Annotated in this window: 21 protein-coding genes; 11 read left to right on the top strand and 10 right to left on the bottom strand. The window is 66.9% G+C overall.

Features of this window, described 5'->3' with window-relative positions; genetic code table 11:
* Nucleotides 1-7: 7 nt before the first annotated feature.
* On the bottom strand, nucleotides 8-2,491 hold the full coding sequence (locus tag E3T33_RS01770; RefSeq protein WP_134574604.1) for a DNA topoisomerase IV subunit A: 2,484 nt from the start codon (nucleotides 2,489-2,491) through the stop codon (nucleotides 8-10).
* A 91-nt stretch (nucleotides 2,492-2,582) separates the two neighbouring features.
* On the opposite strand from E3T33_RS01770, the gene E3T33_RS01775 reads away from it, so the two are divergent.
* Entirely contained in the window at nucleotides 2,583-3,728 is a 1,146-nt protein-coding gene (locus E3T33_RS01775; protein WP_174843264.1) for a nucleotide pyrophosphatase/phosphodiesterase family protein, read from the top strand.
* On the opposite strand, the gene E3T33_RS01780 is transcribed toward E3T33_RS01775, so the two are convergent.
* Nucleotides 3,725-4,324: a DUF3043 domain-containing protein gene (locus E3T33_RS01780; protein ID WP_241977063.1), complete on the bottom strand. Its 600-nt coding sequence runs from the start codon at nucleotides 4,322-4,324 to the stop codon at nucleotides 3,725-3,727. The two genes, E3T33_RS01775 and E3T33_RS01780, sit on opposite strands and share 4 nt — an antisense overlap.
* Before the next feature lie 37 nt (nucleotides 4,325-4,361).
* Here E3T33_RS01780 and E3T33_RS01785 point away from each other — a divergent pair, with 37 nt between their 5' ends.
* The 5 genes from E3T33_RS01785 to E3T33_RS01805 all read left to right on the top strand — a co-directional run bounded on the left by E3T33_RS01785 (nucleotide 4,362) and on the right by E3T33_RS01805 (nucleotide 9,513).
* Complete coding sequence (locus E3T33_RS01785; protein WP_134574606.1) at nucleotides 4,362-5,777, top strand: dipeptidase; 1,416 nt, start codon at nucleotides 4,362-4,364, stop codon at nucleotides 5,775-5,777.
* 103 nt (nucleotides 5,778-5,880) lie between these two features.
* Nucleotides 5,881-6,237: an iron-sulfur cluster insertion protein ErpA gene (gene erpA, locus E3T33_RS01790; RefSeq protein WP_134574607.1), complete on the top strand. Its 357-nt coding sequence runs from the start codon at nucleotides 5,881-5,883 to the stop codon at nucleotides 6,235-6,237.
* 237 nt (nucleotides 6,238-6,474) lie between these two features.
* Nucleotides 6,475-7,359, top strand: a complete 885-nt coding sequence (coxB, locus tag E3T33_RS01795) for a cytochrome c oxidase subunit II (RefSeq protein ID WP_092321848.1) — start codon at nucleotides 6,475-6,477, stop codon at nucleotides 7,357-7,359.
* A gap of 3 nt (nucleotides 7,360-7,362) precedes the next feature.
* Nucleotides 7,363-9,090: a cytochrome c oxidase subunit I gene (gene ctaD, locus E3T33_RS01800; RefSeq protein ID WP_092321849.1), complete on the top strand. Its 1,728-nt coding sequence runs from the start codon at nucleotides 7,363-7,365 to the stop codon at nucleotides 9,088-9,090.
* Nucleotides 9,091-9,513 carry a cytochrome c oxidase subunit 4 gene (locus E3T33_RS01805; protein ID WP_134574608.1) on the top strand — a complete coding sequence of 141 codons (423 nt, stop codon included), beginning with the start codon at nucleotides 9,091-9,093 and terminating at the stop codon, nucleotides 9,511-9,513.
* A gap of 103 nt (nucleotides 9,514-9,616) precedes the next feature.
* Here E3T33_RS01805 and E3T33_RS01810 read toward each other — a convergent pair whose 3' ends face one another.
* From E3T33_RS01810 to E3T33_RS01830, 5 genes are read right to left on the bottom strand one after another with little or no spacing between them, the layout of a single operon-like run.
* On the bottom strand, nucleotides 9,617-10,462 hold the full coding sequence (locus E3T33_RS01810) for a methyltransferase domain-containing protein (protein ID WP_134574609.1): 846 nt from the start codon (nucleotides 10,460-10,462) through the stop codon (nucleotides 9,617-9,619).
* 25 nt (nucleotides 10,463-10,487) lie between these two features.
* Entirely contained in the window at nucleotides 10,488-12,080 is a 1,593-nt protein-coding gene (locus tag E3T33_RS01815) for a cytochrome bc complex cytochrome b subunit (RefSeq protein WP_241982792.1), read from the bottom strand.
* 35 nt (nucleotides 12,081-12,115) lie between these two features.
* On the bottom strand, nucleotides 12,116-13,183 hold the full coding sequence (locus tag E3T33_RS01820; protein WP_092321855.1) for a Rieske 2Fe-2S domain-containing protein: 1,068 nt from the start codon (nucleotides 13,181-13,183) through the stop codon (nucleotides 12,116-12,118).
* Between the two features lie 38 nt (nucleotides 13,184-13,221).
* The gene (locus E3T33_RS01825; protein WP_134574611.1) at nucleotides 13,222-14,034 is read right to left on the bottom strand and encodes a cytochrome c; all 813 of its coding nucleotides are present in this window, start codon (nucleotides 14,032-14,034) and stop codon (nucleotides 13,222-13,224) included.
* Between the two features lie 18 nt (nucleotides 14,035-14,052).
* Nucleotides 14,053-14,667, bottom strand: coding sequence for a heme-copper oxidase subunit III (locus E3T33_RS01830; RefSeq protein ID WP_241977067.1), 615 nt, complete (start codon nucleotides 14,665-14,667; stop codon nucleotides 14,053-14,055).
* Nucleotides 14,668-14,824: 157 nt separating this feature from the next.
* Here E3T33_RS01830 and trpD point away from each other — a divergent pair, with 157 nt between their 5' ends.
* Nucleotides 14,825-15,877 carry an anthranilate phosphoribosyltransferase gene (trpD, locus tag E3T33_RS01835; protein WP_134574612.1) on the top strand — a complete coding sequence of 351 codons (1,053 nt, stop codon included), beginning with the start codon at nucleotides 14,825-14,827 and terminating at the stop codon, nucleotides 15,875-15,877.
* Between the two features lie 12 nt (nucleotides 15,878-15,889).
* On the opposite strand, the gene E3T33_RS01840 is transcribed toward trpD, so the two are convergent.
* Complete coding sequence (locus tag E3T33_RS01840; protein WP_134574613.1) at nucleotides 15,890-16,654, bottom strand: MIP/aquaporin family protein; 765 nt, start codon at nucleotides 16,652-16,654, stop codon at nucleotides 15,890-15,892.
* 268 nt (nucleotides 16,655-16,922) lie between these two features.
* Here E3T33_RS01840 and dhaK point away from each other — a divergent pair, with 268 nt between their 5' ends.
* Genes dhaK through E3T33_RS01860 form a run of 4 tightly spaced genes read left to right on the top strand, consistent with a single transcriptional unit; the run spans nucleotide 16,923 to nucleotide 19,622 of the window.
* Nucleotides 16,923-17,924 (top strand): dihydroxyacetone kinase subunit DhaK, encoded by a 1,002-nt coding sequence (dhaK, locus tag E3T33_RS01845; RefSeq protein WP_134574614.1) that lies wholly within the window; start codon nucleotides 16,923-16,925, stop codon nucleotides 17,922-17,924.
* Nucleotides 17,925-17,931: 7 nt separating this feature from the next.
* Nucleotides 17,932-18,570: a dihydroxyacetone kinase subunit DhaL gene (dhaL, locus tag E3T33_RS01850; RefSeq protein WP_134574615.1), complete on the top strand. Its 639-nt coding sequence runs from the start codon at nucleotides 17,932-17,934 to the stop codon at nucleotides 18,568-18,570.
* Between the two features lies 1 nt (nucleotide 18,571).
* A complete protein-coding gene (gene dhaM, locus E3T33_RS01855) occupies nucleotides 18,572-19,267 on the top strand; it encodes a dihydroxyacetone kinase phosphoryl donor subunit DhaM (protein WP_241982791.1) in 696 nt (231 codons plus the stop codon).
* A gap of 49 nt (nucleotides 19,268-19,316) precedes the next feature.
* Complete coding sequence (locus E3T33_RS01860; protein ID WP_092321866.1) at nucleotides 19,317-19,622, top strand: hypothetical protein; 306 nt, start codon at nucleotides 19,317-19,319, stop codon at nucleotides 19,620-19,622.
* A 49-nt stretch (nucleotides 19,623-19,671) separates the two neighbouring features.
* Here E3T33_RS01860 and E3T33_RS15120 read toward each other — a convergent pair whose 3' ends face one another.
* Nucleotides 19,672-19,818: a hypothetical protein gene (locus E3T33_RS15120; RefSeq protein ID WP_166784365.1), complete on the bottom strand. Its 147-nt coding sequence runs from the start codon at nucleotides 19,816-19,818 to the stop codon at nucleotides 19,672-19,674.
* 640 nt (nucleotides 19,819-20,458) lie between these two features.
* Nucleotides 20,459-22,846, bottom strand: a complete 2,388-nt coding sequence (locus E3T33_RS01865; protein ID WP_134574616.1) for an excinuclease ABC subunit UvrA — start codon at nucleotides 22,844-22,846, stop codon at nucleotides 20,459-20,461.
* Nucleotides 22,847-22,900: the final 54 nt, after the last annotated feature.

The following is a 22,900-nucleotide window of genomic DNA, read 5'->3' on the forward strand; positions in this document are numbered from 1 at the left end:
TCGGGCGTCAGCCGATGCGAGCGCCGATGGCGCCGACGACGGCGTCGAGCATCGTTCCGGACGCGTCCCGCCGCGACCCGGATTCGGGCAGTGTGCGCGGCGAGCCGTCGGCACCCACGGCGCGGGCGGGAGACGGTCCGACCCAGGCGACGGAGAGCGTGTCTTCGCCCTTGAGGAAACGCTGCGAGCGGACTCCGCCGGTCCCGCGCCCCTTGGCCGGGTACTCGGCGAACTCGGAGACCTTCGCGCTGCCGGGATCCGTGCCCGGGAGGGTCTGGCTGCTCGTGGCAACCGTGATGACCACGGCCGTGCCCGCGATGTGGGCCGGCACGCTGGTGAAGAAGAGAACGTGGGCTCCGTCGGTGAGCTTGATCCCGGCCATGCCTCCGGCGGTGCGGCCCTGTGGGCGCACTGCGCCGGCCGGGAAGCGCAGGAGCTGGGAATCGGTGGCGACGAAGACGAGCTCGTCATCGTCGGCCCCCTGCACCGCGCCGACCACTCCGTCCTTGGGCTTGAGGGCGATGATCTCGAAATCGGGCTTGTTCGCCCAGTCGCCGGGTGTGACCCGCTTGACGATGCCCTGGCGGGTGCCGAGGGCGATGGCCCTCGGTGAGTCCAGCGACACGATCGCGAGCACCTTCTCGTCCTTGTTCGGCAGTGCCAGGTAGTCGCCGACCTTCACGCCGGCCGCGAGCTGGATCGAGGTGGGCGGCATGACCGGGAGGTCGACGGGGGAGAAGCGGATGAGCCGGCCCCGGCTCGTGACGGCGCCGATTTCGGCACGGCTCGTGGTGTCCAGGGTCGACCGAACGGCGTCGTGCTTGCTCCGGCGCTGCGCCGGGGTGACGCGCTCGGGCATGTCGTCGCTGACCGGGAGCAGGTCGACGCGGGCGATCCTGCCGGTGGCGCTCAGGTACACGCGCGTCGGCGTGTCCGTGACCTCGAGTACGGCGGCGTTGCGCCGGGCCGCCGCGGCGCTGACGCCGGCGATGCTCGGCTTCGCCTCGGTCAGCAGGGTGCGGCGCGGCGTGCCGAATCGTTCGGCCACCTGGGCGAGTTCGTCGGAGACCAGCGTGCGGATCGCCTGCTTGCTGCCGAGCAGTTTCTCGAGTTTGGCGATCTCGGCGAGCAGCTGGTCGCGCTCGGCCTCCAGCTCGATCCGGGAAAAGCGGGTGAGTCGGCGCAGCCGCAGCTCGAGGATGTACTCGGCCTGGATCTGGCTGAGGTCGAAAACATCGATCAGCCGGGCACGGGCCTGCTCGCTGTCGTCGCTGGCCCGGATGACCTGGATCACCTCGTCGATGTCGACGATGGCGACCAGCAGCCCCTCGACCAGGTGCAGGCGTTCCTTGCGCCGGGCCAGGCGGTAGGCCGAGCGTCGGGTGACCACCTCGATCCGGTGGCCGACGTAGACGAGCAGGAGCTGGCGCAGTCCGAGCGTCTGCGGTCCGCCGTCGACAAGGGCGACGGCGTTGATGTTGAAGGAGTCCTCGAGCGGGGTCACCCGGTACAACTGCTCCAGCACGGCCTCCGGGCTGAACCCGGTCTTGATGCCGATGACCAGGCGAAGACCCTTGGTGCGGTCGGTGAGGTCGGTGACGTCCGAGATGCCGCTGAGCTTCTTGGAGTTGACGCCGTCCTTGATCTTCTCGATGACCTTCTCGGGGCCGACGAGGTAGGGGAGTTCCGTGACCACGAGCCCCGCCTTTCGGGCGGTGATCGCCTCCACCGATACGCGGGCCCGGGTCTTGAAGCTGCCGCGCCCGGTGGCATAGGCGTCCTTGATGCCCGCCAGCCCGACGATCGTTCCGCCGGTCGGCAGGTCGGGGCCCGGAATGAACTCCATCAGGTCGTCGAGGGTCGCGTCCGGGTGGGCCAGGAGGTGCCTGGCCGCGCCGACCACCTCGATCAGGTTGTGCGGGGCCATGTTCGTGGCCATGCCGACGGCGATGCCGCTGGCGCCGTTCACGAGCAGGTTCGGGTACGCGGCGGGCAACACGTCCGGCTGGGTGAGCTGGTTGTCGTAGTTGGGAACGAAGTCGACGACGTCCTCGTCCAGGTTCTCGGTCATCGCGAGGGCCGCGGCCGCCAGCCGGGCCTCGGTGTACCGGGGGGCGGCGGGGCCGTCATCGAGCGAGCCGAAGTTACCATGCCCGTCGATGAGGGGCACGCGCAGCGTGAACGCCTGGGCCATGCGCACGAGAGCGTCGTAGATGGCCGTGTCGCCATGCGGGTGCAGCTTGCCCATGACCTCGCCCACCACGCGGGCCGATTTCACGTGACCGCGGTCCGGACGCAGGCCCATTTCGTTCATTTGGTACAGGATGCGCCGCTGGACCGGCTTGAGCCCGTCCCTGGCGTCGGGGAGGGCCCGGGAGTAGATCACGGAGTACGCGTACTCGAGGAACGACCCCTGCATCTCGACCGACACGTCGACGTCTTCAATGCGTTCGGTTCCTGCGGCGGGCTGGGTACTGTCTGAGCGGCTCATTCGTGAATTCTGTGTGGGGTGCGTCGTGGGCGACGGACGTGTGCGTGGCTCTGGAGCGTCCGGGCCGGGTCCGTATGTCAGACTTGGCCCGATGCCCCCCATGCTACCGGCCCGCCAATTCAGCGTCCTGCGCCTTGCCGACGTTCTGGCAAGTTCCCTCGCCGCGATCCTCGGCCAATCGAACGCCCTGGCTCTTCCCCCGGCGTCCAGGTCGGTCGTCGTGCTCGCCGACGGGCTCGGGGTGAGCTCCCTCCGCGCCCGGGCCGGCCACGCGCGCTTCCTGTCCTCGCTTCTCACGAAGGCGAGCGTCATCGACGGGGTGTTCCCCGCGACGACGGCAGCGGGAATCGCGACCCTGACCACCGGTGTTGCGCCGGGGCAGCACGGCCTCGTCGGCTACCGGGTGCTTGACGCCGCACGCGACCGGGTCGTGAACCAGCTCACCGGCTGGGATGACGACATGCGGCCCGCCACCTGGCAGCGGGCGAGAACAATCTTCGAGCAGGCCGGCGACGGGGGGGTCCCCAGCTTTGCCATCGGGCCCAGGAAGTTCACCGGATCCGGGTTCACCCAGGCTGTCCTGCGCGGCGCCACCTACGTTCCCGCCGAGAAGATCGCCGACCGCTTCGCCGCGGCCCGACGCATCCTCGACGTCGAACCACGCGCCCTGGTCTACCTCTACGTCGCCGAACTCGACATGGCGGCCCACGCCCACGGATGGGAGTCCGGCCGGTGGCTCGCCGAACTGGAGATCCTCGACGGCGAACTCGCTCGTTTCGCCGCCGGCCTGCGCTCCGACGAGGGCCTGCTCGTCACCGCGGACCACGGCGTGATCGACGTGCCCCCGACGAAGCACGTCCTCTTCGACACCGTGCCGGAGCTCGTCGCCGGAGTGCGCCACATCGGCGGCGACCCGCGCTGCCTGCACCTGTACCTGGAGCCCGGCCAGTCCGAGGTGACCGCGGATTCACTCGCCGAGGCCTGGCGCGGCGTCGAAGGCGAGCGGGCCTGGGTGTTCACCCGCGACGAAGCCGTGGCGGCCGGGCTCTTCGGTGCCGTCGATCCCGAGGTTCTCCCTCGGATCGGGGACGTGATGGTTGCCGCCCGCCGGCTGGTGGCCTACTACGACTCGAGAGAGCCTAACCAGGCGGCACGGTCGATGATCGGGCAGCACGGCTCGCTCACCGACGAGGAGCTGCGCGTGCCCCTGGTCAGGGCAGGCGCCTTCGGCCGTTAGGACGGGTACTGGCCGCGCTTCACCTGCGGCTTGGGCAGGCGCATGGGACGCAGCTGCAGGGCGCGCATGGCCGCGTACCAGCGCACGCGTTCCACCCTGCCCGTGCCGAATTTGGCTTCCATCTTGCGGGTGAGGAGGAATCCGAGCACCACGGCGTCGACGACGGCCACGAGGAAGAACGCCCAGAGTGCGAGGATCCCGTAGGTCTGCACGGCCGGGTCGGGGAAGAAGGTCAGCAGGATCACGAGGAACATGACCGGAATCATGAACTCCCCGACGTTGAACCGGGCGTCGACGTAGTCGCGCGCAAAGCGCTTCTGCGGTCCGCGTTCGCGCAGGGGCAGGTACTTCTCCTCGCCCGCCGCCATGCCGAGCCGTGCACGGTCACGTGCCTGCATGGATTTCGCGCGGGCCTGCTTGGCGGCCAGCTTGCGGTCGTCGGGAACCAGGGGGCGCTTGTTGGCCGCTTCCTGCTCCCGGCGGCGCGGCGTGGCCTGGCCCTTGCCGGCGGGGGTGCCGCCAGTGAGACGGGCCGTCGTCTGCTCGAGACTTTCGGTCGACGAGTTGGAGTCCGGGTTTACGGGTTGGTTAGCCACATCAGTTCCTCGCATTGGTTGACTTAAGATTACCTGCATGACGGATACCTCGGAAACTGACACAACGACCACCAGCGACGCGGACCTTCGGGCGGCCGTGGAACGGGGGATACCGGCGACGATCGCGGAGTTGTGCGCCCTGGTGAAGATCCCCTCTGTGGCCTGGGCCGCGTTCGATCCCAGCCACGTGCAGGCCAGCGCGGAGGCCGTCGCCGCCCTCGCCCGGGGCCTCGACGTTTTCGAGTTGGTGGAGATCAAGCAGGCGGGGATTCCCGGCAGTTCCGACCTCGGCCAGCCGGCCGTGCTGGCCACGCGACGGGCCCGCAACGGACGCCCCACCGTGTTGCTGTACGCGCACCACGACGTTCAGCCCCCCGGCAAGGACGAGGAGTGGGAGTCCAGCCCCTTCGAGGCGACCGTTCGCGGCGACCGACTGTACGGACGGGGCGCGGCCGACGACAAGGCGGGCGTGATGGCGCACATCGCGTCCATTCGCGCGCTCGTCGAGGCGGAGGGCCCCGACTTCGACCTCGGGCTGGCCCTGTTCATCGAGGGGGAAGAGGAGTTCGGGAGCCGCTCCTTCGCGACCTTCCTCGAGGAGAACCGGGAGGCGCTGCGCGCCGACGCGATCGTGGTCGCCGATTCCAACAACTGGGACCTCGACACTCCGGCGCTCACCATCGGCCTGCGCGGCAACGTGACCTTCCGACTGACCGTTCGCACCCTCGACCATGCTTCCCACTCCGGCATGTTCGGGGGAGCGGTGCCGGATGCCATGCTGGCCACGATCGCCCTGCTGGCCACCCTGCACGACGCCGACGGCTCGGTCGCCGTAACCGGCCTCACCAGCCACGAACAGGCGACCCCCGACTACTCCGAGCAGCAGCTGCGCCTCGAGACCGGCCTGATCGACGGGGTCGCGACGATCGGCCGCGGCACGATCCTCAGCCGGATTTGGTCGCAGCCCTCGATCACCGTCACCGGGATCGACGCGCCCTCCGTCGCGAACGCCTCCAACACGCTTTCGCCCTCGATCTCCGTGCGGGTCAGCACCCGCATCGCCCCGGGGCAGGTCGCGGCAGACGCCTACGTCGCGCTGGAGAAGCACCTGGTCGAGCATGCCCCGTTCGGCGCGAAGGTCGAAATCGACGACGTCGACATGGGGGAGCCGTTCCTCGTCGACACCAGCGGCTGGGCCGTCGCGGAGGCCAGGCAGGCCATGTCCGACGCGTGGGGGACGGAGCCGGTCGACATCGGCGTCGGGGGGTCGATCCCCTTCATCGCCGATCTCGTGCGCGTGTTCCCGGAGGCCCAAATCCTCGTCACCGGGGTGGAAGACCCGGACTCTCGTGCGCACAGCCCGAATGAATCGCTGCACCTGGGCGTTTTCAAGCGGGCGGTGCTCAGCGAAGCGCTCCTGCTGGGTCGGCTCAACCAGCGCACAGGGCACTGAGCATCCCGTCCATCTGCCCAGGCGGGAATGTCCACGGCCTCTTCCCGGTTGTCTCGGATAGAATCTGTCTCAATTCCCGCCCAGGCGAACACCGAGGAGCATCATGACCGACACCATCGCCACCAGAACCGAGGCCCATGGCGTTGGCCTCACCGACGTCGCCGCCCAGAAGGTACGCAGCCTGCTCGCCCAGGAAGGCCGGGAGGATCTGCGCCTGCGGGTCGCCGTCCAGCCCGGCGGCTGCTCTGGCCTGATCTACCAGTTGTACTTCGACGAGCGGATGCTCGACGGCGACGCCGTCCGGGACTTCGACGGCGTCGAGGTCATCGTGGACAAGATGAGCGTCCCTTACCTGGTCGGAGCGTCGATCGACTTCGAGGACACGATCCAGAAGCAGGGTTTCACCATCGACAACCCCAACGCCGGCGGCAGCTGCGCCTGTGGAGATTCCTTCAGCTAGGTCGCTCTGTGCATGCTTTGCTGGGAGATCATCCGTCTGGATGGTCTCCCCGCGGCGTTTACGGGCACCTCGGTGTGTCTTCCCGAGGCATCGATGGGCACCTTATTGTCCTCGGTATGGGCTTTTTTGGCCGACGAGGCCGCGTTCGTGCACTCTGGTCGGCGTGTCTCGGAGTAGGCTAGGAATCGGTCAAAGCACTTCCTGAGAAGTGCCCTCGAGTCTCCCGAAAGGTGCCCGGTGCGCAATAATCGCCGTCTCCGATGGGCTGCAATTCCGGTCGCAGCGACGTTATCTATGGTTCTCGCCGGGTGCACAACTGCCCAGCTCAACGGCTTCATGCCTGGTTTTGAGGAGGGGCAACCAAACGTCACGAACCAGACCGGCCGCATCGGCGGGCTCTGGACAACGTCCTGGATCGTCCTCCTCGTCGTCGGGCTGATCACCTGGGGCCTCACGCTCTGGGCTGTCGTGGTCTACCGACGGCGCAAGGGGCAGACCGGGCTTCCGGTGCAGCTTCGCTACAACATGCCGATCGAGATCTTCTACACGGTCGTGCCGTTGATCCTCGTGATCGGCTTCTTCGCCTTCACGGCTCGCGACCAGACCGCCATCGAAGCCCGCTTCGATGAGCCGGACGTGAAGATCGGGGCCATTGCCAAGCAGTGGGCCTGGGACTTCAACTACGTCAACGAGGACGTCTACACGGCGGGCGTCCAGGGCCAGCCCGACCCGGCCGGCGACCCCGGTTCCCTCGTGGAGACCGAGATACCCACGCTGGTTCTCCCGGTCGGCAAGAAGATCGAGTTCGCACTCGACGCCCGCGATGTCATCCACTCCTTCTGGGTCATCGACTTCCTGTACAAGAAAGACATGATCCCCGGCAAGACCAACTACATGTCGGTCATTCCGGAACGGATCGGCACCTACCAGGGCAAGTGCGCGGAGCTCTGCGGCGAGTACCACTCCCTCATGCTCTTCAACGTCGAGGTCGTTTCGCAGGATGACTACGACGCGTATATTGAGTCCCTCCGGGCGGCCGGTAATGAGGGTCAGCTCGACATCGACTACAACCGCAACCAGAATCTTCCGGGCACCAACGCCCCGAAGGCGCAGGAGGATTAGGCCATGAGCACCACGACCGCACCCGCCCCGCGGCGCACGACGCCCCTGTCGCCCTCGGCCAACCGCAAGGGAAACATCCTCGTCAAGTGGATGACCTCGACTGACCACAAGGTCATCGGGTACATGTACCTGATCACCTCGTTCGTCTACTTCTGCATCGGCGGGGTGATGGCGCTCATCATGCGCGCCCAGCTCTTCGAGCCCGGACTGGAGATCGTCGCAACGAAGGAACAGTACAACCAGCTGTTCACGATGCACGGCACGATCATGCTCCTCATGTTCGCGACTCCGCTCTTCTTCGGCTTCGCAAACGCGCTGATGCCGCTGCAGATCGGCGCCCCTGACGTGGCGTTCCCGCGGCTGAACGCACTGTCGTTCTGGTTCTTCAACTTCGGCAGCCTGATCGCCGTCGCCGGGTTCCTGACACCGCAGGGCGCCGCATCCTTCGGCTGGTTCGCCTACCAGCCCCTGGCGAGCACCACCTTCTCGCCGGGCGTCGGTGGAAACCTGTGGATGGTGGGCCTGGGCCTGTCCGGCTTCGGGACGATCCTCGGTGGCGTGAACTTCATCACGACGATCATCACGATGCGCGCGCCGGGCATGACCATGTTCCGGATGCCCATCTTCACCTGGAACACCCTGGTCACCTCGATCCTGATCCTGATGGCGTTCCCCGTGCTGGCCGCGGCGATGCTCGCAGCCGCCGCCGACCGCATCTTCGGCGCCCACATCTACGACCCGGCAAACGGCGGCGCCATCCTGTGGCAGCACCTGTTCTGGTTCTTCGGGCACCCCGAGGTCTACATCATCGCCCTGCCGTTCTTCGGCATCGTGTCCGAGGTGTTCCCGGTCTTCAGCCGCAAGCCGATCTTCGGCTACAAGACACTGATCTACGCGACCGTCTCCATCGCGGCCCTCTCCGTTGCCGTCTGGGCCCACCACATGTACGTCACCGGCTCGGTGCTGCTGCCGTTCTTCTCCCTGATGACCATGCTCATCGCGGTGCCGACGGGCGTGAAGATCTTCAACTGGATCGGCACCATGTGGCGGGGGTCGCTCACCTTTGAGGCGCCCATGCTCTGGGCCCTCGGCTTCCTGATCACGTTCACGTTCGGTGGGCTGACCGGCGTCATCCTCGCATCGCCGCCGCTCGACTTCCACGTTTCCGACACCTACTTCGTGGTGGCTCACTTCCACTACGTCGTCTTCGGCACCGTCGTCTTCGCCATGTTCAGCGGCTTCTACTTCTGGTGGCCGAAGTGGACCGGCAAGATGCTCAACGAGCGTCTCGGCCGCTGGCACTTCTGGTTGCTGTTCATCGGCTTCCACACCACCTTCCTCGTGCAGCACTGGCTCGGTGTCGTCGGAATGCCCAGGCGCTACGCCACCTACTCGCCCGACGATGGCTTCACCTGGATGAACCAGCTCTCCACCGTCGGGTCGATGATCCTTGCCCTGTCCATGATCCCGTTCTTCCTCAACGTGTACCTGACCACCCGCAATGCGGCCAAGGTCACCGTCAACGACCCGTGGGGGTACGGGGCATCGCTCGAGTGGGCGACATCCTGCCCGCCGCCCCGGCACAACTTCACCTCCATTCCGCGGATCCGGTCCGAACGTCCCGCGTTCGACCTGAACCACCCGGAGGCGGGGATTCCGGTCGGCATCGGCCCAGGCAAAGATGCTCCGGATGCCCCTACCTACGACGCATCGTCAGAAACGGTCAAGTAAATGAGAGCGAACGTCAATCTCTTCTGGATCCTGACGGCGTTCTTCGCCATCGTGACTGTCGTGTACACCGTGTGGGGTCTCCTCGACACGAGCCAGGGCCGGATCGAGTGGGCCGGCACCTTCGCGCTGGGGCTCTGCTCCCTCCTGTCCCTGCTCATCGGCTTCTACCTGAGCCGCGTGCGCGGCGCCCAGGGCGGCGACCTGCCGGAGGACCGCCTCGACGCCAACGTCGACGACGGCGACCCCGAGGCGGGCTTCTTCAGCCCGTGGAGCTGGTGGCCGATCATGCTCGCTGCCAGCACCGCGTTACTGTTCCTGGGCCTGGCCGTGGGGTTCTGGATTTCCTTCATTGCCCTGGCAATCGGCCTCATCAGCCTGGTCGGCTGGGTCTACGAGTACTACCGCGGCCTGTTCGCTCGGTAGACCAGCAATCGGAATGCCGCCTACGCGTCTTGACGCGTAGGCGGCATTCTCTTTGGGCGTAGGACCCTGGCCTGCGGATGTGTCCCGCCGGGGTCGTACGCGGTCAGTTCGTTCGGCGGCGGAATCCGAGTACCTCGAAGGCGGTCGTCACCGGCCACGGCACGTCGTCAGCGTCCTCGGCCGGCTCCGTGTCCCTCTGGTGCGCGTCCCTGTGATGCGCGGATGGCCCCATCCCGATCAGGGCATGGACGTCTGTCGTGGACAGGTTGAGCGTGCGGGAGAGGGCCTCCCTGGACTCGAGTTCGAACCAGGGCGCCAGGCTTGCCCGGAGCTGCTCCGCCTTGTCTGCCTGCACGTCGAGGGTGAGGCCGGCCTCCCGGAGTTCCCGGAGATGGTCAGCCTGGGGGATGACAACGGCCAGCAGGCCCCGCGGCCTGAGCACCCGGTGGAACTCGACGGGGTTCCGCGGCGCGAACACCGTGAGGATGACGTCCGCCGCCCCATCCCGTACCGGCAAGGGGGACCAGACATCGGCGACCAGGCCGTCGACGCGGTCGTCGTCCCGTGCGGTGCGTGCCACGGCGGCGGGGGAGAGGTCCACGCCCAGGGCGCGCGCGTCGGGGCAGGAAGCCAGCACGCCACGGAGGTAATAGCCCGTTCCGCAGCCGATATCGAGCACGCGAGAGGGGGCCTCGGCGGAGACCAGGACCGCAAGGGCATTGCGGAGGGGTTCGAACCAGCCGGCGTTCAGGAAGGCGTCCCTGGCATCGAGCATGGCGGCGCTGTCGCCGATCAGCCCCCGGGAACCGCCGAGGGCGGAGAGGAAACCGCGCTTGTTGACGTCGAAGGAATGCCCGGCCGGACAGACCAGAACGAGCGGGCCGCCGGGGGACAGGGGCTGGATACAGTTCGGGCACCGAAGCCACTCCGCCAGGGTCTGGAGGGACATCGATGCCCGTTCTGGTTGCGGTTCCCTAGTGGTGATCGCCGTGCGCCTGCTCGATTTCGGTGGTGCTCACCGGCGAGATGCGGTCTTCGAAGAACCAGCGGGAGAGCCCGGCGCGCATTCTCTGGCCGACCGTGATCCTGCCCCGGTCATCGGGGCGAATCATGAGCGGCTTGTAATCGGAGTAGTCCACCAGCTTCCAGCGCTCGTACTCGTCGACGGGCTGGTGCACCTCGATGTACTCACCGCCCGGAAGTCGGACGATGCGCCCGGACTCGTACCCGTGCAGCACGATCTCGCGGTCCTTCTTCTGCAGGGCCAGGCAGGTGCGCTTGGCAATGAAGTACGCCGCGAACGGGCCGAGGATCGTGAGCGCCTGCATGGTGTGGATGACACCCTCCATCGTCACCTGGAAGTGCGTCGCGATGATGTCGGAGCTTGCAGCGGCCCAGAGGGCTGCATAGAACGTGACGCCGGCCGCACCGATGGCGGTGCGGGTCGGGGCGTTGCGCGGGCGGTCCAGGATGTGGTGCTCGCGCTTGTCGCCCGTGATCCAGGCCTCGATGAAGGGGTAGATCATCACGAGGACGATGAACAAACCGAGTCCGACCAGCGGAATCAGGATGTTGAACGACCAGGTGCCCCCGAGCCCCACGAACTCCAGTCCCGGCGGGACCAGCCGCAGCGCGCCATCGGCGAAGCCGATGTACCAGTCGGGCTGGGTGCCGGCGGAAACCGGCGAGGGGTCGTACGGCCCGTAGTTCCAGATCGGGTTGATCGTGAAGAACGTTGCCATCAGCATGATTACACCGAAGACCAGGAAGAAGAACCCACCGCCCTTGGCTGCGAACAGCGGCAGAATCGGGGCTCCGGCCACGTTCTGGTTCGTGCGTCCGGCGCCCGGGTACTGGGTGTGCTTGTGCACGACGACGAAGACGAGGTGCATCGCGATGAGCGCGACGATGATCGCCGGAAGCAGCAGGATGTGCAGCGAGTAGAGGCGACCCACGATATCGGTGCCGGGGAACTCGCCGCCGAAGAGCAGGAAGGTGATCCACGTCCCGACCAGCGGGATTCCCTTGACCATTCCGTCGATGATGCGAAGTCCGTTGCCGGAGAGCAGGTCGTCAGGAAGGGAATAGCCGGTGAATCCTTCGGCCATCGCCAGGATGAACAGGATGAAGCCGATGACCCAGTTCAGCTCGCGCGGCTTCCGGAATGCGCCGGTGAAGTAGACGCGGAGCATGTGCAGTCCGATGGCGGCAACGAACAACAGGGCGGCCCAGTGGTGGACCTGACGCATCAGCAGTCCGCCGCGGACATCGAAGGAGATGTCCAGGGTGGATGCCATGGCGGCCGACATCTCGATGCCCTTCAACGGCACGAACGAGCCGTCGTAGTGCACCTCCGACATCGAAGCCTGGAAGAAGAACGTCAGGAAGGAACCGGACAGCAGGATGACGACGAAGCTGTACAGGGCCACCTCGCCCAGCATGAATGACCAGTGGTCCGGGAAGACCTTGCGGCCGAGTGCCTTGACCGCGCCGGAGATGCTGGTGCGCTCATCGATGTAGTTCGACGCGGCGGCGGTCAGGCCGCCGGACTTCTTCGTTGCGGCCAGCGCGGTGGATGGTGCCGCGGATGATTCAGTCGTAGTCACGATCGCTCCCAGAAGCTCGGCCCGACGGGCTCAGTGAAGTCGCTCTGCGCGATGAGGTAGCCCTCGGCGTCAACGGCGATGGGCAACTGCGGGAGGGGCCGTTTGGCCGGTCCGAAGATGACCTCGCAATGGTTGCTGACGTCGAACTGCGACTGGTGGCACGGGCAGAGGAGGTGGTGGGTCTGCTGTTCGTACAGAGCGACGGGGCAGCCGACGTGGGTGCAGATCTTGGAGTAGGCGACGATGCCGTCGTAGGACCAGTCCTTGCGCTCCGGCAGCTCGTTGAGGTCTTCCGGCTTCAGGCGCATGAGCAGAACCGCGGCCTTCGCCTTCTCCTCGAGCTTGCCGTATTCGAGGTCCTGGAGGCCCTCGGGGATGACGTGGAACGCCGACCCGAGGGTGACGTCGACGGCCCTGATCGGGGTGCCGCTCGGGTCCATGGCAAGCCGCGTCCCCTTCTTCCACATCGTCTGGCTGAGCAGCTCGATGGGGTCGGTATCCGGGCCGAGGCCACGGAAGAGAACGACGGCCGGGAGCGGAAACGCGATCAGTGCAGCGAACAGGCTGTTGCGGATGAGGGTACGACGGCCGAAGCCGGACTCTTCGTTGGCGATCTCGAAGATCTCCACCGCGCGAGCCCGGGTTTCTTCCGAGCCGCGCACCGGGTGGCGCTCGTCGATGACCTCGTGGTTGGACATGAGGGCCTTGCCCCAGTGGACGATGCCGATGCCGAGGGCGAGCAGGGCCAGCGAGAGCCCCAGGCCGATGAACAGGTTGTTCTCGCGCACCGAACCGGGATCTTCGGGGTTGATCGGGAAGGCCATGTACGCGGCGATCGCGAAAACACTGCCGACGACCGACACGTAGAAGAGCGTGTAGACCGTGCGTTCGGCACGGCGCTCGGCCTTCGGGTCGACGTCGGTCACCCGCAAATCGTGGGGCGGGAATCCGGGGTTCGCAATGGCATCCCGGGTGACCACGGCTGTGCCGACGGGCACGTCCGGACCGCCGTGCGACGAGTCGGCGGCGGCCAGTTCCTTCCCGCCGTTATCGTCCTTGGCCATTGTTCTCCTTCTTAGCGTGTGTCATGTCCGGATGCCGGTCAGTTCGACTTCGCGGTGATCCATACGGTTGTCGCGACGACGGCTCCCAGCCCGAAGATCCAGAGGAAGAGTCCCTCTGAAACCGGGCCGAGCGAGCCAAGCGCGAAACCGCCGGGGGACGGGTTGTTCTCGAGGTACTTGAGGTAGGTGATGATGTCGCGCTTGCCCTCTGGCGTGATGTTGACGTCATTGAACACCGGCATGTTCTGTGGTCCGGTGACCATGGCCTCGAAGATGTGGGCCTCGGTGACACCGGTCAGGGCTGGTGCGAACTTGCCCTCGGTGAGGGCTCCGCCGGCGCCGGCCACGTTGTGGCACATGGCGCAGTTGACGCGGAAGAGTTCCCCGCCGGCGGCGGCGTCACCCTGGGCGTCGAGCAGCGAGGCATCCGGAAGGCCCGGTCCGGGAGCAAGGGAGGCGACATAGGCGACGAGGGCCCTGGTCTGCTCTGCGGTGAACTGCACCGGCTTCTTCCGTGCCTGCGGGCCGTTCATCTGCATCGGCATACGCCCGGTGCCGACCTGGAAGTCGACCGAAGCGGCGCCGACACCGATGAGGCTCGGGCCGGTGCCGCTGCCCTGGGCGCTCAGGCCGTGGCAGGTCGCGCAGTTCGCGGCGAAAAGCTTCTCGCCTTCGTCGATCGTCTGCTGGGAGGACAGGTCCGACTCGGCGCGTGCCGTGCTGGTACTGAACATGGCGTACGCGCCGCCGGTGAACATCAGGCCGATGGCGATGAGCGCGACGCTGGCCAGCGGATGGCGTCGGCCGGCCTTCCGGCCGGTGCGGGGCTTGCTTGTCTTGGTCTCAGGCATGCTGAAGATGTCCGCTTCCTATTTGAGAACGTAGATGACCAGGAACAGGCCGATCCAGACGACGTCGACGAAGTGCCAGTAGTAGGACACGACGATGGCGCTGGTTGCCTCTTTGTGGCCGAAGTGCTTGACCGCGAAGGCGCGACCAATGATGAGAAGGAAGGCGATCAGGCCGCCGGTGACGTGCAGGCCGTGGAATCCGGTCGTGATGTAGAACGCCGAGCCGTAGGAATTCGACGAGAGCGACACGCCTTCGGAGACGAGCGTTGCATACTCCAGGACCTGCCCGGCGACGAAGATCGCGCCTAGTGCGTAGGTGAGGAAGAACCACTCGACCATGCCCCACTGGCTGGGCTTCCAGCCGGTCGAGCGCGACTGCAGCCGCTCGGCGGCAAACACGCCGAACTGGCAGGTCACAGAGGAGAACACCAGGATCAGCGTGTTCACCAGCGCGAAGGTGAAGTTGTGCTTGTCCGTTTCGAACTGCCACAACTCCGGCGCCGTGGAGCGCAGCGTGAAGTAGATCGCAAACAGCCCGGCGAAGAACATGACTTCGCTTCCCAGCCAGACAATGGTGCCCACTGCCACGCTGTTGGGCCTGTTCACTACAGGCGTACTTGCCGTATGGGATATCGAGGTGCTCGTCACCCCTCCATTATGGCCGATATCCGCACAGGTTTTTCTCAACCTGGCGTGCCAGTTGCCCGAAAGTGCGGATTCGCGTGCCCGTGTCCGGTGTCACGTGACCAGAAAAGATGGGGCTCGGTCGCGAGCGGATTAAGCTGAATTCATGCTCGAATCGCAATCCTGGCCGAATGTCCTCAGTGCCCTCCTTGGCGGGGAGGACCTGAGCGTTGCCGACGCAGCCTGGAGCATGGAGCAGATCATGCGGGGGGAGGCGTCCTCGGCCCAGATTGCGGCGTTCCTGGTCGCGCTGCGGGCCAAGGGGGAGACCGTCGACGAGATCGTTGGATTCCGGGACGCGATCCTCGATCACGCCGTGCCGCTGGACGTCGACCCGATGGGGCTGGACATCGTCGGCACCGGGGGAGATCGGTTCGGCACCGTGAACGTGTCGACCATGGCGTCCATCGTGTGTGCTGCGGCCGGCATCCCGGTCATCAAACACGGCAACCGGGCCGCGAGTTCCGCGTCGGGCTCGTCGGATGTCCTCGCGGAGCTGGGCATCGACCTCACCCTCTCGGCCGAGAAAGTCGCTGAGATCCTCAGCGCCACCGGCGTCACGTTCGCCTATGCGGCCGCTTTCCACCCCGGTTTCCGCCATGTGGCCGCCACCCGCAAGGAACTGGGCATTCCGACGGTGTTCAACTACCTCGGTCCCTTGTGCAACCCGGCGCGGCCGGAGGCCTCCGCGGTGGGCGTCGCGAGCCTTGACCGGGTACCGCTGTTCGTCGGCGTGTTCCAGACCCGCGGCGCGACGGCTCTCGTCTTCCGGGGTGACGACGGGCTGGATGAGTTGAGCACGACCGGCCACAGCCACATCTGGGAGGTTTCCCGCGGGCTCGTGACCGAACACGACATCGACCCGCGCGACCTCGGCATCACCCGGGCGAAGATGAGCGACCTCGTCGGGGGAGACGCCGCGCACAACGCGGCCGTGGTGCATGCCGTGCTCGCCGGAGACAAGGGACCCGTGCGCGACATCGTGCTGCTCAACGCGGCCGCGGGACTGGTGGCGTATGACCTGGCCAACGACCCGGGACAGGTGCAGACGGCGATCCTCGACCGTTTCCGCAGCAAGTTGGCCGTGGCCGCGGAGACGATCGACTCCGGCGCGGCCACAGCCAAGCTGGCGCAGTGGGTACAGGCCAGCCGGGCCTGAACCGCGCGGTGATTAGGTCAGGATCGGCAGCAGCACGACGGATGCCCAGCCGGCTAGAAGCCCGCCGATGACCGGTCCGACGACCGGCACCCAGGAGTAGGCCCAGTCTGAGCCGCCCTTGCCCTTGATCGGCAGCAGGAAGTGCGCGATCCGCGGCCCGAGGTCACGGGCCGGGTTGATGGCGTAGCCGGTCGGGCCGCCGAGCGAGGTGCCGATCACGATCACGAGCAGGGCCACCGGCAGGGCGCCGAGGGCGGCGAGGCCGCCGGCTTCGCCCTGGCGTCCGCCGCCGAAGGCGATGACGACGAAGACGAGCACGAAGGTGCCGATGATCTCGGTGGCCAGGTTCCAGCCGTAGGACCGGATCGCCGGGCCGGTCGAGAACGCGGCGAGTTTGCTGCCCGCATCCGGTTCGGCGTCGAAGTGCTGCTTGTAGGCCAGCCAGACGACCACGGCGCCGAAAATCGCGCCGAGCATCTCGGCGGCGATGTAGACGAGCACCGACAGGAAGGTGACCGGCACGCCCGAGCCGAACTCGGTGGCGCCGGAGGCCACGAGGCCGAGCGTCACCGCCGGGTTCAGGTGCGCGCCCGAGTTGTAGGCGACGATCACACCGGCGTAGACGCCGAGGCCCCAGCCGATCGCAACCATGAGGAAGCCCCCGCCGAAGCCCTTGTTCTTCGCGAGCGCGACGTTGGCGACAACGCCGCAGCCGAGGAGCACGAGGATGCCCGTCCCAACGACCTCCGACAGGAAAACCACACCGATGTTGTCCACGTCAACCTTCCACACTCAGTCTGGGGATGGGGTATCCGGCCCTTCGTGTTGACAGGTTGCGGCCCAGACTAGCGCGCGCCGCGCTGGGCTGTAATGGCAGGGCTGCATGGCGTCTCCGGGCCCTTTCGGGTCGTGCGCTCCTCGCGTAGGTTGAGCGGTGCGCCACGGACTGCAAGAATCCCGTAGCGGAAGAAACCCGGAGCGGAAGCAACCCGGCGCGCAGGGCGTCGCCCAGCACCTCCGGTGCCAACAGATCCGAAGGACGGTCATGAAGAAGCTCATCAACGATCCGAAGAACGTCGTCAATGAGGCCGTCGCCGGCTTCGGCGCCGCCCACCCGGACCTTGTCCGGGTGTCGCACGATCCCAACGTCATTGTGCGCACAGATGCACCGGTCGCCGGCAAAGTCGGCATCGTCAGCGGTGGCGGCAGCGGCCACGAACCACTCCATGGAGGCTTTGTCGGTCCGGGGATGCTGAGCGCGGCTGTGCCGGGAGCGGTCTTCACCTCGCCTACGCCGGACCCCATCGTCGACGCGACGAAGGCGGTCGACGGGGGAGCGGGTGTGCTGCATATCGTCAAGAACTACACCGGAGATGTGCTCAATTTCGAAACCGCGGCAGACCTCGTCGCGGCTGAAGGCATCGAGGTGCGGTCGGTGCTCGTCAACGACGACGTCGCCGTGAAAGACTCCCTCTTTACCGCCGGGAGACGAGGGGTGGCCGGCACGGTCCTGGTCGAAAAGATCGCGGGTGCCGCCGCAGAGCGGGGAGACAACCTCGCCGCGGTCGTCGCGGTCGCCGAGAAGGTGATCTCCCGGGTTCGCACCATGGGCGTTGCCCTGACCCCCTGCGTCGTGCCGCACGCGGGAGAGCCCAGCTTCAGCCTCGCCGATGACGAGATCGAGATCGGCATCGGCATCCACGGCGAACCGGGCCGGGAACGAATCAGGCTCGAACCTGCAGACGCCATCGTGGACCGCCTCCTCGAGCCCATCCTCGAAGACCTTCCCTTCGTCAACGGCGACAACGTGCTCCTGATGGTGAACGGGATGGGCGGAACCCCGCAGGTCGAGCTGTATATTGTCTTTCGACGAGCCGCCGAGGTCCTCGCCGAAAAGGGGATCACGATCGCACGTTCGCTCGTCGGCAACTACACGACATCACTCGAAATGCAGGGGGCGTCCATCACGGTGCTGAAGCTCGATGACGAGCTGACCGGACTCTGGGACGCACCCGTGCACACCGCAGCGCTGCGATGGGGCAGGTAGAGGCCGCGTGGGTCTGGGCGTGGGGTGGGCGGAAGCCTGGATCAGGCACGGTGCGGATGTCATAGCCGAGCACCGGCTGGAGCTGATCATCCTCGACCGCGACATCGGTGACGGGGATCACGGCGAGAACATGGACCGCGGGTTCCAGGCGGTTCTGCTCGAGCTGGACGGCCTGCCGCCCGAGGCCAATCCGGGGGACGTGTTCAAGCTCGTCGCCACCACTCTCATCTCCACGGTCGGCGGGGCTGCCGGACCCCTGTACGGGACGGCCTTCCTCAAGGGTGCCCTCGCGGTCGCCGGCGCATCGACGCTGGACGGGGCGGCTCTGGTTGCGCTGTTGACGGCGGCACGGGACGGAATCGTGCTGCGGGGCAAGGCGGAATCGGGCGACAAGACCATGGTCGACGCCTGGACCCCGGCCGTGGACGCCGCGGCCGCCGCTGCGGCGGACGGCGCGGACGAGAGGGCCATTCTTCTGGCAGCGGCCTCCGCGGCCGAGGCCGGAGCCGTGGCCACGGAGCCGCTCGTTGCGCGGAAGGGTCGGGCAAGTTACCTCGGCGAGCGTTCGGCCGGTCACCGCGACCCGGGGGCCCAATCCTCCGCGCTGCTCCTGCGGGCGGCAGCCGACGCCGCGGCACGGGGGTAGCGTGACGGGAACACCCGGGAAAGTGGGACTCGTCTTCGTCTCGCACAGCGTGAAGATTGCCGAGGGGCTCGTCGATCTCGCCCGCCAGATGGCTGCCACGACGAGGCTGGTTCCCGCCGGCGGGACCGATGACGGGGGGATCGGCACGAGTTTCACCAAGGTCATCGCGGCGATCACGGCGGCAGATTCCGGGGCGGGCGTCGCGATTCTGTGCGACCTCGGCTCGGCCATCCTGACCGCCGAGACCGCGCGCGATTTTCTCGACGATGAGGTGCGTTCCCGGGTGCACATCGTCGATGCCCCGCTGGTGGAAGGGGGAGTTGCCGCCGCGGTGGCCGCCGAAACCGGGGGAGACCTCCCCGCCGTCGTACGGGCGGCCCACTCCGCACGCGCCCTCGCGGAGGAAGCGGGTGCGGTCCCGGCCGCCGCCGGCACCGCGATCACGCGCACGGTCATCCTGCGCAACAAGGACGGGTTGCACGCGCGGCCGGCAGCCGAATTCGTCACGCTGGCCAGCTCCTTCGATTCCGAGGTGACAGTGAACGGCAAAGACGCCAAGAGCCTGCTCGGCATCCTGTCCCTGGGGTTGAACTGCGGGGCAGCGGTTGAGATATCCTCCTCCGGAGCAGAGGCGGAGGCTGCGGTGACGGCCCTGGTGCGGCTCATCGAATCGGGTTTCGACGAGTCAGGATCGTGAGCGCTTATCACAGCTGGGCCCGGGAGTCCAATCGGCGTATTGTGGAGCCATGGTCCAGCACAAGAAAACTCAGGGGAGCGGTTCGCGCACACACCTCTTCGAATGGGTGGAAGGCAAGCTGCGCCCCATCTTCGACTCTCCGCCCGTCGGCAGCTACGAGGCCGAGCACGCCGTGAACCTGCAGGAGTGCCCGATCTGCGGCCATTCCATGCGCGAGCACACGATTGACCATTCGGTGGCGAACACGATCCTGGTCTGTCCGGTCCCGCACCCCGGGGCCTGGGACCGCGACGCCTTTGAGCCGGTCAACGAGTTCGGCATGGTGCGCCGCGGCAGGTCGCCCGCACCGGAGTAACGACTTCTCGCCGGATTCGGGATGAGCCCCGGGGGAGTAGATCGAGGAACTACGGGAGCAGGTTGTCCAGGACACGCGCCGCGTATTCCTGGGCGAGCACCGCGGCGAAGAACGTGATCGTGGGGATGATCAACGATCCCACCGCATGGCTCAGCGCCTGTCTCCGTTTCGGACTGGTGGGGGAGTCGCGGATCATGTCGTGCAGTTGGATCAGCTGCCGGACCCGCTTCAGCGCTATCGGAGGCAGCTCTCGCCGGAATAGTAGAGGATCATCACGAGGAGCGACGTGCTTCCGATCGGAAGCCGGCTGAGGGTGACCGGGGCGACCAGGCCGGCCAACAGGACGATGAAGAGCGTCAGTGCGCGACGTATTCGAAGAACAGGCGTTCGAAGGACTCGGCTCTCCTCTCGGGTCGCTGGTCGATCACGAAACCCCACCTCTTCAGCACCGCCTGACCTGGCGTGGCGTGGCGTCACAATAAAGCCGCGTTTCGGTGCTGAATAGGGGTGAGGCAGGGCAGGGAGGGGACGGGCATTGGGCACACCCAAATCTTGACTTGACATAATGTGCATTATCGGACACATAATGACGAGAAGGAGTTCGGACTCCCGGGGCGTGGTGATTGGGACGTTGCGCAGCATGTGCCGGTTCAGAAATTCGTGTGCGCCCTCGCGAATGTGTGATCCAGTCACAGCGAATGCGACGGAGGCTCGACACCGACCAGCGGCGTGCCGGGGCTCCAGGTATCCACCGTGGACAAACCCCCGGCAGGTCCCATGTTCTTGACATAATGTGCGGAAGGCGCCGGCCCGCCGCACGAGCCTCCGCAGCCCGGTCAGGCGCCGACGTAGGCCGCGAGGTGCGCGCCGGTGAGGGTGGAGCGGTCGGCGACGAGGTCGGCGGGCGTGCCCTCGAAGACGATCCGGCCGCCGTCGTGGCCGGCGCCGGGGCCGAGGTCGATGATCCAGTCGGCGTGCGCCATGACGGCCTGGTGGTGGGCGATGACGATGACCGACTTGCCGGAGTCGACGAGCCGGTCGAGCAGGCCGAGCAACAGCTCGACGTCGGCGAGGTGGAGGCCGGCGGTCGGCTCGTCGAGCACGTAGACGCCGCCCTTTTCGGCCAGGTGGGTGGCCAGCTTGAGCCGTTGCCGCTCGCCGCCGGACAGCGTCGGGAGCGGCTGGCCGAGGCTGAGGTAGCCGAGCCCGACGTCGGCGAGCCGGTCGAGGATGGCGTGCGCGGCCGGCGTGCGGGCCTCCCCCGCGCCGAAGAATTCCAGGGCCTCGGTGACCGACATGGCGAGCACCTCGCTGATGTCGCGGCCTCCGAGGTGGTATTCCAGCACCGATGCCTGGAATCGCTTCCCCTCGCACACCTCGCAGATGGTGGCGACGCCGGCCATCACGCCCAGGTCGGTGTAGATGACGCCGGCACCGTTACAGGTGGGGCAGGCGCCCTCGGAGTTGGAGCTGAACAGCGCCGGCTTCACGCCGTTGGCCTGACCGAACGCCTTGCGGATCGGGTCGAGCAGTCCGGTGTACGTCGCCGGGTTGCTCCGCCTCGATCCGCGGATCGCACCCTGGTCGATCGACACCACACCGGCGCCGCCGGGGACCGACCCGTGCACGAGCGAGCTCTTACCGGAGCCGGCGACGCCGGTGACGACGACAAGCACCCCGAGCGGGATGTCGACGTCGACGTCCTTCAGGTTGTGCGCGCTCGCGCCCCGGATCTCCACCTTCCCGGTGGGGGTGCGCACGGTGTCTTTGAGGGTGGCACGGTCTTCGAGATGGCGGCCGGTGAGGGTGCCGCTGGCCCGCAGCCCCTCGACGGTGCCCTCGAAGCAGACGGTGCCGCCCGCCGTGCCGGCTCCGGGGCCGAGGTCGACGACGTGGTCGGCGATCTGGATGGTCTCCGGCTTGTGCTCCACGACGAGCACGGTGTTGCCCTTGTCGCGCAGCTTCAGCAGCAGCTCGTTCATCCGCTGGATGTCGTGCGGGTGCAGCCCGATGGTCGGCTCGTCGAAGACATAGGTGATGTCGGTGAGCGAGGACCCGAGGTGGCGGATCATCTTGACGCGCTGCGACTCGCCGCCCGAGAGCGTGCCCGACGGTCGGTCGAGGCTGAGATAGCCGAGCCCGATCTCGACAAACGAATCAAGGGTCCGCAGGAGCGCTCCCAGCAGTGGCGCCACCGACGGCTCGTCGAGACCGCGCACCCACGCGGCCAGGTCGCTGATCTGCATCGCACAGGCGTCGGCGATGTTGAGTCCTGCGATCCGCGACGACCGTGCGCCCTCGTTGAGTCGGGTGCCACCGCACTCGGGGCAGGTCGCGAAGGTGACCGCGCGTTCCACGAAGGCGCGGATGTGCGGCTGCATCGCGTCGACGTCCTTGGAGAGGAAGGACTTCTGGATCTGCGGGATCAGGCCCAGGTACGTCAGGTTGATCCCGTCGACCTTGATCTTCGTCGTCTCCTTGTAGAGCAGGTCGTGCAGTTCCTTCCTGGTGTACTCGCGGATCGGCTTGTCCGGGTCGAACCAGCCGCAGCCGCGGAAGATGCGGCCGTACCAGCCGTCCATCGAGTAGCCCGGGATCGTGAGCGCGCCCTCATCAAGCGACTTCGAGTCGTCGTACAGCGCAGACAGGTCGATGTCGCTCACACTGCCCATGCCCTCGCAGCGCGGACACATGCCTCCGGTGATGGAGAAGCTCTGCCTCACCGCTTTGCTGGACCCACGCTCGACGGTGACCGCCCCGGCGCCGTGGGCCGAGGCTACGTTGAAGGAGAACGCCTGGGGCGAGCCGATGTGCGGCCGACCGAGCCGGCTGAAGAGGATCCGCAGCATCGCGTTGGCGTCGGTGGCGGTGCCGACGGTGGAGCGGACATTGGCGCCCATCCGCTCCTGGTCGACGAGGATGGCCGTGGTCAGTCCGTCGAGCACGTCGACGTCCGGCCGGGCCAGCGTCGGCATGAAGCCCTGCACGAAGGCGCTGTAGGTCTCGTTGATCATCCGCTGCGACTCCGCGGCGATCGTACCGAACACCAGCGAGCTCTTGCCCGAGCCGGAGACGCCGGTGAACACCGTCAGCCGGCGCTTCGGGATCTCGATGCTGACGTCCTTGAGGTTGTTCACGCGGGCGCCCTGCACGCGGATCAGATCGTGGCTGTCGGCAACGTGCGGCGCAGGTGACTGCGTGTCGGTTCTCGTGGCCATGCTCATCGTCTCTCCCCTTGTTGTGCGGGCCGCTTCGTGGTTTCGCCGGCGGCGCCTGGC

This window comes from Cryobacterium sp. TMT1-2-1 (genome assembly GCF_004403955.1).
GTDB classification, from domain to species: domain Bacteria; phylum Actinomycetota; class Actinomycetes; order Actinomycetales; family Microbacteriaceae; genus Cryobacterium; species Cryobacterium psychrotolerans.

Excerpts from the sequence above, each read along its gene's own strand:
- E3T33_RS01785 (WP_134574606.1), top strand. The coding sequence starts at position 4,362 with ATGACGGATACCTCGGAAACTGACACAACGACCACCAGCGACGCGGAC.
- E3T33_RS01820 (WP_092321855.1), bottom strand. The coding sequence starts at position 13,183 with ATGGCCAAGGACGATAACGGCGGGAAGGAACTGGCCGCCGCCGACTCG.
- E3T33_RS01775 (WP_174843264.1), top strand. The coding sequence starts at position 2,583 with ATGCCCCCCATGCTACCGGCCCGCCAATTCAGCGTCCTGCGCCTTGCC.
- E3T33_RS01810 (WP_134574609.1), bottom strand. The coding sequence starts at position 10,462 with ATGTCCCTCCAGACCCTGGCGGAGTGGCTTCGGTGCCCGAACTGTATC.
- ctaD (WP_092321849.1), top strand. The coding sequence starts at position 7,363 with ATGAGCACCACGACCGCACCCGCCCCGCGGCGCACGACGCCCCTGTCG.
- E3T33_RS01770 (WP_134574604.1), bottom strand. The coding sequence starts at position 2,491 with ATGAGCCGCTCAGACAGTACCCAGCCCGCCGCAGGAACCGAACGCATT.
- trpD (WP_134574612.1), top strand. The coding sequence starts at position 14,825 with ATGCTCGAATCGCAATCCTGGCCGAATGTCCTCAGTGCCCTCCTTGGC.
- erpA (WP_134574607.1), top strand. The coding sequence starts at position 5,881 with ATGACCGACACCATCGCCACCAGAACCGAGGCCCATGGCGTTGGCCTC.
- E3T33_RS15120 (WP_166784365.1), bottom strand. The coding sequence starts at position 19,818 with ATGATCCGCGACTCCCCCACCAGTCCGAAACGGAGACAGGCGCTGAGC.
- dhaK (WP_134574614.1), top strand. The coding sequence starts at position 16,923 with ATGAAGAAGCTCATCAACGATCCGAAGAACGTCGTCAATGAGGCCGTC.
- E3T33_RS01860 (WP_092321866.1), top strand. The coding sequence starts at position 19,317 with ATGGTCCAGCACAAGAAAACTCAGGGGAGCGGTTCGCGCACACACCTC.
- E3T33_RS01805 (WP_134574608.1), top strand. The coding sequence starts at position 9,091 with ATGAGAGCGAACGTCAATCTCTTCTGGATCCTGACGGCGTTCTTCGCC.
- E3T33_RS01825 (WP_134574611.1), bottom strand. The coding sequence starts at position 14,034 with ATGCCTGAGACCAAGACAAGCAAGCCCCGCACCGGCCGGAAGGCCGGC.
- E3T33_RS01865 (WP_134574616.1), bottom strand. The coding sequence starts at position 22,846 with ATGAGCATGGCCACGAGAACCGACACGCAGTCACCTGCGCCGCACGTT.